Source organism: Vibrio sp. R15-SG3-ISO1A (assembly GCF_059833955.1).
On record NZ_JCBDGH010000096.1, the window covers coordinates 67,976 to 80,257 of the forward strand.

Consider the following 12,282-nt stretch of genomic DNA (forward strand, 5'->3'; position numbering starts at 1 on the left):
TGATTACTTTTGCACCAATAGCGTCGGTCAATCTCTCTCTTGTATTGGTTTTAGGTGGCTTGCGGCGGCAGTTTACGCCATTTATGCCAAGGGAGTGTGAGCACGGCAAAAATGGTCACGGCGTAAAACATCGACCAGCCTAAACAGAGAAACACAAGGCTACACAGCAGTAGCGCGACGCTCGCTAAGACTTTATCCACGCCGCGCAGCAGTTTGTAGGCCGCCAGCATCGCCAGTAGATAAACCAAAACAAAGATCCCGTTGGCGAGCTTAAGGAAAAACTCCAAGTTAAGGCCGGAAATTTCACCCACGACGCAAGAAAGCAGCAGCACAGCGCCAACGGCAATCGTTGCGTTTGCCGGCACGCCACGCACTGACAATCTTGCAAGCGCACTGTGTGGCGTGTAATCGCGCGCTTGCGACCAAACCATACGCGAGAGACTTTGAGTGTAGAGATTGACGCTTGCAAAACAGGCCGCAAAGCCGATGATGCTGATGAGCCACTTGACGCTCGGACCAAACAACTGAGCTGCCATCCACGGAATAGAGGTGCTTTCAAATTGCGCAGAACCATAGGCGCCCAATTTTAAAATCACGACCGAGCAAGCCCAATAGGTAAGGCCGGCGACTAAACAGCCAATCACAATTGCGATAGGAAAATCGCGCTCTGGGTTTTTAAACTCTTCCCCCATGTGGGCGAACGCTTCGATACCGACAAAGCACCAAAACATCACGCCGAGCGCCGCGCCAATCGGCAGCCAATCTTTTTGGCTTAAGGTGGGGAGCGTGATGTCATCGGTCTTTAGATCACTTTGCCACCAAAACGCGACGACGAGGGCAAAGATCGCGAGCGCAATCACCGTTTGTAGACGACCCGAAGATTTCGCCCCAGATAAGTTAACCAGCACGAGTAATAACACGGTGATCACTTGCGCAAGCAAAGGGTCTTGAAGGCTAGTAGGAAGAATCTGTTCAAGAAAGCCCGCAGCCAACGCAATGGCGGCAGGTACACCGACAGGAATGACACTCAAAAACAGCCACGCGACACTTTTTTCAAGGCGGGGGCCAAACGCCATTCGTACAAAATAGGCGGTTCCGCCAGCGTTGGGGTAGCGTTTACCTAACTGGGCGAACGTGAGCGCAATGGGGCAGATGGCGATAAACAGCAGCAACCAAGCCCATAGCGACGCTTCAGCGGCAATGCCAGCCGCGATGGCGGGCACCATAAATAGCCCAGTGCCGAGTAATGTGGTCGAGAGTTGGCCGATGCCTGATAATAACGAGATTTCTTGTTTTAGTTGGTTCATGTCGCATCCTAGCGCGGGGTGATTGGCCAAGCTTAACCAATTGTGTCTATCTCGGCATCTATCAATGTGTCTCGCTTAGCCGTCACTTTGACGTTTTTTCACGTATCGCCCGCCATTTTGGCATCTTTTCTTCCTGTTCGTTTTGTGTCAAATTGACCAAAGGGCAAGTATGAGAAAAAGAAATGGATAAATTCGATAATAAAATCATTACATTACTCAGAGGCAACGCTCGATTGTCTGTAAGTGAACTCGCCCGTCAGGTCAACTTGTCCCGCTCTGCTGTGACGGCGCGTATTCAGCGTTTAGAAGCGGAGCGAGTGATCCTCGGTTATCACGCAGAAATTGCTCAGCCAGACACCAGTAGCGCCAAAATCCAAGCCTATCTCGCACTCAAATTTGATACGACGAAAACCAGGCACTATTGCGATCATTATGCCCCCCGTATTTATCAGATTGAAGGGGTGAAGTGGTGCCATGCCATCAGTGGTGAAACGGATATGATGCTGTTTGTCGAAGTGGAGAGTATGGCGCAGCTATACCGGATTCGAGATGAGCTGTACACCATCCCAGAGCTGCGTCATTTGGTGACGCATACCGTTTTAACTGAGTTCTTCAACACGCTTCATGATGCTCAATAACATCAACTTAAACTTGCTACGGGCGTTATCGGTGTTACTGGACGAGTGCCATGTCAGCCGCGCAGCAGAGCGTTTGCACGTTACTCAATCTGCGGTGAGCCGTCAGTTAGCTCAGCTACGTACACTATTTGATGATCCACTGCTGGTGAGAGACGGTAACCAATTGGTTCCAACCCCTCGTGCACTGGTTATTAAGAAGCGCTTGGATCGGATGTTCTCTGAGGTGGATAATCTGTTGGCCGATGCGCCGTTTCAACCGCACAATTGGCGACAAGAGTTTGTGTTTTCCTCGAGTGATTATGTCGCGCAGTACATCGTACCTAGCGTAGTCTCGGTCCTGACCGATCAAGCCCCTCATTTGAATCTGACCTACAAGCTGTGGGACCCAGATTATTTGGACCAGCTTCATACGAACGGTATTGATCTGGCGTCAACCATGCTCCCTCGTCAGCCAGAGTACGTCAGTTCCGTGCTGATCGGTGAAGACAAATCCGTTTTGTTGATGCGCCAAGGGCATCCGCTTGCCGATAAAGGTGCGGTATCGATGGAAGATATGCTGGCTTACCCACATTTGAAAGTTACAGGGGGCGGCGACAAGGACACCAGCACCGATGTGGTATTGAACGCGCTAGGTCACACACGACGCGTTGCCTTGAAAGTGCCGTTCTTTACCGCCGCAGTCAATGCCCTGCAAAGCAGCCACTACCTGATGGTGGTACCAGAACACATAGCGATTAACTTGTCGCGGGATGCGTCACTTCTTTATCGTCCTTTGCCTTTTGATACGGCCAGTCATCTCTATTGGTTGATTTGGCATCCCAAGTACGATCTTGATCCCGCCCATCAATGGATGAGAGAGGTTGTGCTGAGCGCCATGCGCACATCCCCTTACTCGATAGGTATGATATGAAATCATGATGCTTATGAAAAAGTTTGATTTCAAATCATAGCTAATCAGCATTATCGTTACGCCATTCACATGGATTAGGACACGTTTTCATGACCTTAACGATTTGGTTTTCACTTTTCACGATTTGTCTACTCGGTGCTATGTCTCCGGGGCCTAGTTTGGCCATGGTGGCAAAGCACAGTTTGGCGGGCGGGCGCATCAATGGCTTTGCCGCTGCCTGGGCGCACGCTTTTGGTATTGGCGTTTATGCGTTTATTACCTTAATTGGCTTAGCTGTGGTGTTGCAGCAATCACCCTTGCTATTCAAGGGGATTAGCTACGCCGGTGCTGCGTACCTTATCTACCTTGGCTACAATGCGCTGCGTTCTAAAGGTGGCGTAGCAGCAAGGCTGGAGTCGGGCGAGCCAACACCAGTGGCTCAATCGGCGCGAGAAGGGCTGCTGATTTCTCTGCTTAGCCCGAAAATTGCGCTGTTCTTCATTGCGCTGTTTAGCCAATTTGTTGCGGTTGGTGACACCTTTGCCGCGAAGTCGATCATCGTGCTTACACCGTTTGTGGTGGATGGACTCTGGTATACCTTGATTACGTTTTTGCTCTCCAGTCCGAAGCTTATCGATAAAATTCGCTCTAAAGCCGTATTGATTGATAGACTATCAGGGTGTGTATTGATACTGCTCGCAGCGCGAGTTTTGCTGACCGTATAATCGCTAATCGCCGGTATCAGCATGCGCTGAAGCAATGAGCAGACAACAGAGCGCGAGTGAGTTTTTCACTGGCGCTTTTTACACACTGACGTTTTCGCAGTTTTTAAATGAGTAGAGAGACAATCATGCAAGCAGAAGTTAAGTGGATCGATGAGTTCAAGTTTTTAGGTCATTCCCAATCGGGCCACTCTGTCGTGATGGATGGCAATGGGGGGGCGAGCGCGCCTAGCCCAATGGAGATGGTGTTGATGGCAGCGGGGGGATGTAGTTCGGTAGACGTGGTCGATGGTCTCAAACAAGCCAACCAAGCGGTGAGCACTTGCGTCGCCAAGCTGACCACTGAGCGCCGTGACAGCGCGCCACGTATTTTTACTAAAGTGAATATCCATTTTGAGGTGTCTGGAGAGGCGCTTGATCCCCAAGTCGTGGCGCAAGTGGCGGCCGATTCACTGACAAAATATTGCTCAGTCTGCTTGATGCTCGGTGAGGGCGTTGAAATGACCCACAGTTGGGAAATCGTCTAAATCGTGTCCGTCGATCGATACACAATGGCCGGTATTGCGGCCATTCTTCTTTGGAGCAGCGTGACGGGATTAGCCCGCTTAGTCGCAGAGTCCTTTGGCCCAGTGGCGGGCGCTGCGGCGATGTACAGCGTGGCGTCGTTGTTTTTGCTGCTGGTGATGGGGAGGCCAAAGTGGCGCCAGTACTCTTGGCGGTATGTGCTCATTGGCGGAGGGCTGTTTGTCGCCTATGAGATTTGTCTCGCCTTAGCGCTGGGCATGGCCAACTCGCGCATGCAAGCGATTGAAATGTTGGTGATAAACTATCTTTGGCCAGCACTCACTGTACTGATGGCTCTGCTGTTGAGCCCGAAACGGGCCAGTTGTCTGGTGTACCCAAGTATTGCACTCGCGTTTGTTGGCGTGGCGTGGAGTATCACCGGCGATGCGGGTCTTTCTGTCAGCCAAATTGCAGCCAATGTCGCCACGAACCCAGCGACGTATTCGATGGCCTTCATCGGAGCCTTTTTATGGGCACTATATTGCAACCTAACCAAAACCCTAGCGCGAGGGCAAAACGCCATTACGTTGTTTTTTATTCTCACGGCCATCACCTTATGGATTAAAGCGCCACTGTTCACAGAGTACAGCGCTCTGCCTTTGAGTGAGGTGTTGACGATGGAATCTGGCGCGATTTTGTTACTTGCCGGCGTAACGATGGGGGCAGGGTATGCGCTGTGGAACTACGCGATTATCGGTGGCAACATGGTGTTTCTGGCGACCTTGTCCTACTTTACTCCCATCATCGCGACCGTTATCTCGTCATGGTTGCTGGGTGTGGCGATCACTCACAGTTTTCTTCAAGGCGTGGCGATGGTCACCATTGGCTCGTTGATTTGCTGGTGGGTGACTCGAGAAAAGCGCAAAACGCCGACACTGGAAGAGGTCAACTCTTAGCGGCTCACCAGTGGATGTCGATTGGGGTTCCCGTTTCCACAAGGCTGAGTAATTCATCCATTTCAGGGTTGCTGAGAGCAATGCATCCATTCGTCCAATCGAAACTCTGCACATAGTTGGCGGGCCTTTGCTCGCCATTTCTCAAACCGTGAATTTTGATGTCTCCGCCCGGCGAAACATTCAACGCACTGGCGTATTCGAGATCCGCTTGGTTCGGATAACTGATGTGGATGGAACGGTAGAACTCAGAATCTTCCATCACAAAATCTAAGTAGTAGCGTCCTTCGGGCGTTTTTTGATCACCCTCTTGTGTTTTGTGTCCTTTGGGCGCTTTACCCAGGGCGATGCGAAACTCTCGAACCACTTCGTTGTTAGACAGTAGGTACATACGTCGTTTTGATTTATCGACTTGGATCAAATCCACTCGGGGTTGACTAAAGGCATCAGAGTCGGCGGCGAGGCTCTCAGGGCTTCCCCATACACTCGCAAAAAAACAAAGCGCTGCAATCGTCAGCGCACGCTGTGGTAACCCCTTCAAAACCCTTCTCTCCAAGCTGCATCATTCTCAACCAAAGTAGTATAACGACAACCGCTGCCCAGTGCGATCCGCTTGTCTCTTTTGGGCTGCGCATTGCGCCTAAGTTCGGTCTTGAGTGATAAATGATTGATATTAAAACAATGGTTCATAAAAATGAGATAAATTGTTTCAATGTCTAATTTTTAGCGCGTTTTTGGCAAAAAATGATGGCCAACATCACACAAAATTTCCCTTTAGAGGGTAGGTAGCGGATGAAGATCTCAATTCGTTTTTGATTATATTTGAACGATGTTGATCATATATGAATTGAAGATACACTTACTGCCAACACAAAGGAGAGAATGATGTTTACCAATTACAACAGCAATCCGCTCGATGCGAAGCACTACGATACGGATCGCTTACGCGCAGAATTCTTAAATGAACAGTTGTTTGCTGAAGACTCGATTACCTTGCTTTACAGCCATATCGATCGTGTGGTCGCACTGGGTGTGTGCCCTACGACTCAACCACTTTCTTTGGATGAGTACATCGATAATGGCGTATTCGGCACCGACTATTTCTTGCAGCGCCGCGAACTGGGCATGGTCAACTTGGGAGAAGGGGCGATTGAAGTCCACACCTCGGAAGAGATCTACCGACTTGAGCCGCTCGATGCCCTTTACCTAGGCAAAGGGGTACGCAATATCCGTTTCCACTCTGAAGAGAGTGCGCACAAACCGTATCTTTACTGCTTAAGTGCGCCTGCGCATCATGGTTACCCATCGCGTTTGATTACCCGTGAACAAGCGAAAGTGGTCGAGCTTGGCTCAAACGACACCGCTAACCTGCGAGTGATCAATCAATACTTGCACCCAGATGTGCTGCCGACCTGCCAATTGTGCATGGGTGTGACGCATCTGGCGCCGGGCAGTGTATGGAACACTATGCCTGCGCACACTCACGAACGCCGTATGGAGGCTTACCTCTATTTCAACGTTCAACCGAATCAAGTGGTTTTCCATTTCATGGGAGAGCCGCAAGAAACACGACACATCGTCGTACGTGACAAACAGTTAGTGCTATCTCCGAGTTGGTCAATTCACTCAGGTTGTGGGACCAGCAACTACAGTTTTGTCTGGGGCATGTTGGGCGAAAACCAGACCTTTGATGACATGGATTTCGTGGACATGACCGCCATCCGATAACAACCAATAACGACATTACCCTACACATTGACAAGGACTACTGTGATGAAAAAAGTACTGAAAATGACGGCTCTATCTGCTTTGGTCAGCGTTGGCCTAGGCACCGTTTCTATGGCTCAAGCGGCAACTGAAATCAAAGCGGCGTTTAACCAGTCAGACAATCATCCGCAATACATCGCATTGCAAGAGTTTGGCAAAAAACTCAACGAGCAAACGGACGGCCGTTACAAACTGTCTATTTACCCAAATGAACTGCTTGGCGACCAACGTGCCGCACTTGAGTTGGTGCAAAATGGCGCAATTCAAATGGCGGTTGTCGCCAACCCACTGATTGAAAACTACGACGCGACCTACCGTGTGATTGGTATGCCGTATGTCTACTCTGGTCCAGCGCACCAAGAGGCAGTATTTACGTCGGGCGAGTTGGACGAGCTGTTCGCGTCCACCAAACGCTTTGGTTTTGAAGTCTTGACGGCGTACACCGCAGGCGCTCGCAGCATGTACACCAAGAATGCGCCGGTTGAAAACGTCTCGGACATGAAAGGCAACAAGATTCGTGTAATGCAGTCTGAAACCATGATTAAGATGCTGTCGTGCATGGGCGGTACGGGCGTACCTATGAGTCAAGGTGAAGTGTACACCGCGATTCAACAAGGCGTATTGGATGGCGCGGAAAACAACGAGATCACTTATGCGGATCTTAAGCAGTACGAAGTGGCACCTTACTTCTCATCAACCCGTCATTTGATGGTGCCCGATCTGGTTGTGGTGAGCAGCTACTTTGTGGATACGATGTCGAAAGAAGACCAAGCGACACTGCGCCGCCTAGCGAAAGAGAGCACGCCAGCGCAGTTTAAGCTATGGAATGATCGCATCAGCACGGCAATGGAGACCGCGAAATCGCACGGTGCGACCTTCAATGAAGTCGACATCACGCCATTCCAAGAGAGCTGTCAACCGCTTCAGCAGGCGCTCACTGAGTCTCCAGCTCAGAAGAAGCTGTTCGAAAAAATCGCCGCTTTAAAATAAGTTCAAGAGTAAGGGGCCAGCGCGGTGCTGGCTCCTTGTCGGATCTTCATTATGCAAAAAACCGTATTTCAAACCTTGTTGTCAGCCATGACAACCTTAAAACAGTGGGTGGACAAAGTGCTGTCCCTGTTTTTGATTCTGATTGTGGGCACCATGACCGCCTTGGTCACCTATCAGGTTGCCTCACGCTATCTATTCAATAGCCCAAGTGCGGTGAGTGAAGTGCTGTCGCGCTATCTCTTCATTTGGCTGATTTTATTTGGCAGTGCGTACGTCTTTGGACTACGTGAGCATATGGCCATCACCTTTATCCGTGACAAGTTCAATGACAAAGTGCGCGTGTTGGTGGAGATGTTCATCGAGTTGGTGACGGTCAGTTTTGCCTACGCGATCATGATCATCGGTGGTTACAACAGTGCAGTACGCCAAATGTGGCAGTTAGACTCGGCACTGCAAATCCCGATGGGTGTCATCTACGCGGCCATCCCGATTTCTGGAGGATTGATTCTCTTTTATTTCCTCTATAACGAATTGAATCTAATCCATCAATTCAAAGCTCTCAAACACAGCAAAGCTTCAAGCGAGGTGTAATATGGATATGGCTCTTACCGCCTCACTGGTGATGTTTGTTGGGGCGATCGTCTTGCTGATTATCGGTGCGCCGATTGCCATCAGTGTCGGCGCGGCCTCTTTTGCCGCGATGACGGTCATTCTTCCATTTCAAGGGGCAATGACGACCTCAGCGCAGCGTATGTTCGTCGGGCTTGATTCCTTCGCGTTGCTCGCTATTCCGTTTTTCATTTTGGCCGGTAACATCATGAACAATGGTGGCATAGCAATACGGCTAATTAACTTTTCTAAAATCATCAGTGGCTTCTTTCCTGGTTCACTGGCGCAGACCAATGTGGTCTCCAACATGCTGTTTGGTTCAATCAGTGGCTCTGGCGTGGCATCCGCGGCGGCGGTTGGTGGCATCATGTCGCCGATTCAGAAAAAAGAGGGCTACGACCCAGCCTTTAGTACCGCGGTAAATATTGCTTCCGCGCCGACGGGAATGTTGATTCCACCCAGCAACACCTTGATTGTCTACGCGACGGTTGCCGGTAGCGTATCGGTCTCGGCGCTGTTTGTCGGTGGTTACGTGCCCGGTATTTTGTGGGGTTTGAGCGTGATGATCATCGCCGGCTTTATGGCAAAACGCCGTGGCTATATCGCCAAACATACCATGACGTTGAAAGAGTGTTTCTCCGTCACGATTCAAGCGGTGCCAAGCTTAACTTTGGTTCTGGTGGTGATTGGCGGCATTCTTGGCGGCGTATTTACCGCAACCGAAGCGTCGGCGATTGCCGTGGTTTACTCACTCTTTTTGACGTCGTGCTATCGTTCGTTGAAATTCAGTGAGTTACCGCAGATTTTCCTCAGTACGGCGAAAATGTCAGCGATTGTGATTTTCATGTTGGCGACCTCGTCGATCATGTCTTGGGTCATGGCGTTTACCCAGATCCCGGGCATGATTGCAGACTCGCTGCTCTCATTGACTGACAACCCATTTATGATCTTGCTGATCATCAACTTGGTGTTGTTGTTTGTCGGCACCTTTATGGATCCGACGCCTGCGGTGCTTATCTTCACACCGATTTTCCTACCTATCTGTACTTCTCTGGGTATGGATCCGGTGCAATTTGGTATCTTGTTGGTGTTTAACTTATCGCTTGGCACCATTACGCCGCCGGTAGGCCCGATTCTGTTTACCGGTTGTAAGGTCAGTGGCATCAGCATTGATAGCGTGATTCGCACCTTGTTGCCATTCTTTGTGATGATCTTTGGTGTGTTGATGCTCGTCACCTACATTCCTGCGATTTCCTTGATGATTCCTCAGTGGATGGGATTGATCCGTTAATCAAGGCGTTAACCTACTTTAAAGGACCTAGATTGGCTGTCATACTGAGACTTCTCTATGCCAGCCTCTATTGATCATGAGCAACATTAAAAAAACTGAATATCGCGCGCCCGCACTTGAGAAAGGGCTCGACATTTTGGAGCTTCTTGCCGCGTCTCCAGTGGCGCTGAGTAAAAAGCAAATTGCGGAAAAACTCGATCGCAGCGTCAGTGAAATTTTTCGTATGTTGTCGGTGCTAGTGGAGCGGCAGTATATTGAGCTCGACGCTGAACAATCGGCGTATTCGCTCAGCCTGAGAATGTTTGTGCTGTCCAACCAACATCCTCCCATTGCGCAGATGCTCAAACGTGCGGTGCCTATGATGGAAGATCTGTGTTTGAAGGTGAACCAATCTTGTCACTTGAGCCAATACAAACATGGTGAGCTCGTGGTGATCAGTGTGCAGGAGAGCCCTTATAAAATGGGCTTTGGCTTACGCTTAGGGGCAACGTTAGACATCTGCTCATCGGGCTCGGGCATTGTGCTGCTCAGTTTTACCGAGCAAGCTCAGCGCGACAAAATCCTTGCGCAAACCGATGCGACGTCCGCTGAAATTGAACACGCGTTAGCGAACATCGAGAAAACACAGCGAGACGGCTACTTCGTTGGCGCCAGTCCGCAAATTTCTGGCGTTACCAACATCAGCTATCCAATTTTTGGTGCTTTAGGCGAACTGATGGCAGTGATGACAGTACCTTACATGACCTTAAATTCGCGCACTGTTCATCATCACATCGAAGACATCGAGCAAACCCGTCAAGAACTGGCGCAGGTGGCCGCTCAATTGAGTATGCGTCTCAATAACTAAGTAGCCTTGACGCAACTGGTACAACTTGTGGGTTATTTGCCGGTTATTTCCTATCACTTAGGTTGAGGGTGGTCACATTCTGAACTAACTTCAAATGAGTAGCTGTCTACTCATTCGAGCTTAGGAGGGAGTATGCTCTCAGCCATGTCAAAAAGTATCCGTTTAAAACTATCTTCAGCACTAGGTTTGCTAGTGGTCTCACTGGTGGTGGTGTTTGTCACCTTTAGTACCATTTCCTCCGCACTCAATAATGGCCTGGGTTTGTTTGGTCAAACTTATATGCCTGCGCTGTCCGATATCCTCAATGCTGACCGAGATTTATACCAAGCCAGAGTGGCGCAAATGAGTTACATCACAGCCAATGGCACTGAGGATGATCTTGCTGATTTTGAAGAAAACGCACAGCAAGCACTGGATAGAATGAACAACTATCTCGGTTATATGCAAGAGGAGCAGGCAATATTGGCGAAGCTTAAAGGCTACCAACAAGCGTTTGACCTATGGAAAAGCTCCTCTCTTGAAGTGATTGCGCTGCGTGACAAAGGGGAGATGCAACGTGCTTCCGAATTGCTCAGTGGTGATAACAGCGCGCACTTTTCCACGTTAAGGGATTTCTATGACGTCGCCGGTGAAGCGCTCGATGCACAAGCAAAGCAAACCGTCGATGTGCTCAATGCACGCATGGATGTGAATCACCGCAATCTTCTTCTTTTCGTCATTTTCGTCGGTGTGCTCTCGTCTGTACTGACCTTCTTTGTCCCCAAACTATTGGTCGACGGTATGCGCCAATTGACCTCACGCGTGGGTGAAATCTCGCAAGGTGATGGGGATTTAACACAACGTATCGACTCTAAACGCAAAGATGAACTTGGGCTGCTGGCCGGTACCTTTGATACTTTTGTCAGCAAACTGCAGGGCATCATTATTGGTATTTACGATAACACCAATAATCTTAATCATACGGCTGATGAACTCAACCAGAGCTACTCACAGGCGCAGGTGGTGAACGAAGAGATCAGTCGTGGTATCGATATGATCGCCACCGCTGTTAATCAGTTCAGCGTCTCGGTAAAAGAGGTCGCTGAGTATTCGGACAAAGCGGCAAGAATGTCGGAATCGACCGCGAAAGTGACGCAAAATGGTCAAGCCTTGATTGAGGGGTCGGTACGTGGCACGCATGAGTTGTCTGATGCGATTACCGATGCCAATAATGTTATCGAAAATCTGTCAACCGAATCGCAAAACATCGTCTCCGTATTGGATGTGATTCGTAACATCGCAGAGCAGACTAATCTACTGGCGCTTAATGCGGCCATCGAAGCAGCACGAGCGGGTGAGCAAGGACGCGGCTTTGCTGTGGTAGCGGATGAAGTTCGCTCATTGGCAAGCAAAACCCAACAATCTACTGAGGAGATTCAGAAGATGATCGACTCCTTGCAGGTGGGTGTGCAAAACGCCGTGTCATCGATTCGCGTGGGGAATGATAAAGTACGCAGTTCAGTCGAAGCGGCGGAGAAAATTCAAACGCTCTTTACCGAGATTCATCAAGCCACCATTGATGTCAGTGACATGGCGACCCAAATTGCCGCCGCGACGGAGGAACAAAGCACCACCTCTGAAGAGATCAACACTAACCTTGTCAGCCTCAATGATCAGAATCAGAGCAGCAAAGCCTTGTCAGAGCGTATCCATCAAGTCGCGCAAAATGTCATGGAGCTATCGAGTGGGCTGAGCCGTGACGTCAATCAGTTTGTGGTGAGATAAC

At 49.8% G+C, this 12,282-nt stretch carries 13 protein-coding genes; 11 read left to right on the forward strand and 2 right to left on the reverse strand.

The features are described from left to right. Positions 1–50: 50 nt before the first annotated feature. Positions 51–1,307 carry an L-methionine/branched-chain amino acid transporter gene (gene yjeH / locus AC6R0L_RS17525; RefSeq protein ID WP_500629974.1) on the reverse strand — a complete coding sequence of 419 codons (1,257 nt, stop codon included), beginning with the start codon at positions 1,305–1,307 and terminating at the stop codon, positions 51–53. Between the two features lie 182 nt (positions 1,308–1,489). Here yjeH and AC6R0L_RS17530 point away from each other — a divergent pair, with 182 nt between their 5' ends. The 5 genes from AC6R0L_RS17530 (at position 1,490) to yddG (ending at position 5,016) form a co-directional block, all read left to right on the forward strand. Further along, a complete protein-coding gene (locus AC6R0L_RS17530; protein WP_334551550.1) occupies positions 1,490–1,945 on the forward strand; it encodes an Lrp/AsnC family transcriptional regulator in 456 nt (151 codons plus the stop codon). Beyond that, positions 1,935–2,855, forward strand: a complete 921-nt coding sequence (locus AC6R0L_RS17535; RefSeq protein WP_500630007.1) for a LysR family transcriptional regulator — start codon at positions 1,935–1,937, stop codon at positions 2,853–2,855. The genes AC6R0L_RS17530 and AC6R0L_RS17535 overlap by 11 nt, the downstream gene beginning before the upstream one ends. A gap of 89 nt (positions 2,856–2,944) precedes the next feature. Continuing rightward, positions 2,945–3,559 carry a LysE family translocator gene (locus AC6R0L_RS17540; RefSeq protein ID WP_334551552.1) on the forward strand — a complete coding sequence of 205 codons (615 nt, stop codon included), beginning with the start codon at positions 2,945–2,947 and terminating at the stop codon, positions 3,557–3,559. A gap of 125 nt (positions 3,560–3,684) precedes the next feature. Continuing rightward, positions 3,685–4,083, forward strand: coding sequence for an OsmC family protein (locus AC6R0L_RS17545; protein ID WP_334551554.1), 399 nt, complete (start codon positions 3,685–3,687; stop codon positions 4,081–4,083). Positions 4,084–4,107: 24 nt separating this feature from the next. Then, positions 4,108–5,016 carry an aromatic amino acid DMT transporter YddG gene (gene yddG / locus AC6R0L_RS17550; RefSeq protein WP_500630008.1) on the forward strand — a complete coding sequence of 303 codons (909 nt, stop codon included), beginning with the start codon at positions 4,108–4,110 and terminating at the stop codon, positions 5,014–5,016. Positions 5,017–5,020: 4 nt separating this feature from the next. Here the strand turns inward: yddG and AC6R0L_RS17555 are convergent, their stop codons facing one another. Then, complete coding sequence (locus AC6R0L_RS17555; protein ID WP_334552188.1) at positions 5,021–5,440, reverse strand: L,D-transpeptidase family protein; 420 nt, start codon at positions 5,438–5,440, stop codon at positions 5,021–5,023. A 458-nt stretch (positions 5,441–5,898) separates the two neighbouring features. Here AC6R0L_RS17555 and kduI point away from each other — a divergent pair, with 458 nt between their 5' ends. The 6 genes from kduI (at position 5,899) to AC6R0L_RS17585 (ending at position 12,281) form a co-directional block, all read left to right on the forward strand. Beyond that, positions 5,899–6,741, forward strand: a complete 843-nt coding sequence (gene kduI, locus AC6R0L_RS17560; protein WP_500630009.1) for a 5-dehydro-4-deoxy-D-glucuronate isomerase — start codon at positions 5,899–5,901, stop codon at positions 6,739–6,741. Between the two features lie 45 nt (positions 6,742–6,786). Then, positions 6,787–7,770, forward strand: a complete 984-nt coding sequence (locus AC6R0L_RS17565; protein ID WP_334551556.1) for a TRAP transporter substrate-binding protein — start codon at positions 6,787–6,789, stop codon at positions 7,768–7,770. A 51-nt stretch (positions 7,771–7,821) separates the two neighbouring features. Beyond that, positions 7,822–8,361, forward strand: coding sequence for a TRAP transporter small permease (locus AC6R0L_RS17570; RefSeq protein ID WP_500629975.1), 540 nt, complete (start codon positions 7,822–7,824; stop codon positions 8,359–8,361). Between the two features lies 1 nt (position 8,362). After that, the gene (locus AC6R0L_RS17575) at positions 8,363–9,670 is read left to right on the forward strand and encodes a TRAP transporter large permease (RefSeq protein ID WP_500629976.1); all 1,308 of its coding nucleotides are present in this window, start codon (positions 8,363–8,365) and stop codon (positions 9,668–9,670) included. A gap of 76 nt (positions 9,671–9,746) precedes the next feature. Next, the gene (locus AC6R0L_RS17580; RefSeq protein WP_500629977.1) at positions 9,747–10,517 is read left to right on the forward strand and encodes an IclR family transcriptional regulator; all 771 of its coding nucleotides are present in this window, start codon (positions 9,747–9,749) and stop codon (positions 10,515–10,517) included. A gap of 132 nt (positions 10,518–10,649) precedes the next feature. Continuing rightward, on the forward strand, positions 10,650–12,281 hold the full coding sequence (locus AC6R0L_RS17585) for a methyl-accepting chemotaxis protein (protein WP_500629978.1): 1,632 nt from the start codon (positions 10,650–10,652) through the stop codon (positions 12,279–12,281). Position 12,282: the final 1 nt, after the last annotated feature.

Bases quoted from the DNA above. Each gene is read 5' to 3' on its own strand.
- yjeH (WP_500629974.1), bottom strand. From the start codon at position 1,307: ATGAACCAACTAAAACAAGAAATCTCGTTATTATCAGGCATCGGCCAA.
- AC6R0L_RS17530 (WP_334551550.1), top strand. From the start codon at position 1,490: ATGGATAAATTCGATAATAAAATCATTACATTACTCAGAGGCAACGCT.
- AC6R0L_RS17535 (WP_500630007.1), top strand. From the start codon at position 1,935: ATGCTCAATAACATCAACTTAAACTTGCTACGGGCGTTATCGGTGTTA.
- AC6R0L_RS17540 (WP_334551552.1), top strand. From the start codon at position 2,945: ATGACCTTAACGATTTGGTTTTCACTTTTCACGATTTGTCTACTCGGT.
- AC6R0L_RS17545 (WP_334551554.1), top strand. From the start codon at position 3,685: ATGCAAGCAGAAGTTAAGTGGATCGATGAGTTCAAGTTTTTAGGTCAT.
- yddG (WP_500630008.1), top strand. From the start codon at position 4,108: ATGGCCGGTATTGCGGCCATTCTTCTTTGGAGCAGCGTGACGGGATTA.
- kduI (WP_500630009.1), top strand. From the start codon at position 5,899: ATGTTTACCAATTACAACAGCAATCCGCTCGATGCGAAGCACTACGAT.
- AC6R0L_RS17565 (WP_334551556.1), top strand. From the start codon at position 6,787: ATGAAAAAAGTACTGAAAATGACGGCTCTATCTGCTTTGGTCAGCGTT.
- AC6R0L_RS17570 (WP_500629975.1), top strand. From the start codon at position 7,822: ATGCAAAAAACCGTATTTCAAACCTTGTTGTCAGCCATGACAACCTTA.
- AC6R0L_RS17575 (WP_500629976.1), top strand. From the start codon at position 8,363: ATGGATATGGCTCTTACCGCCTCACTGGTGATGTTTGTTGGGGCGATC.
- AC6R0L_RS17580 (WP_500629977.1), top strand. From the start codon at position 9,747: ATGAGCAACATTAAAAAAACTGAATATCGCGCGCCCGCACTTGAGAAA.
- AC6R0L_RS17585 (WP_500629978.1), top strand. From the start codon at position 10,650: ATGCTCTCAGCCATGTCAAAAAGTATCCGTTTAAAACTATCTTCAGCA.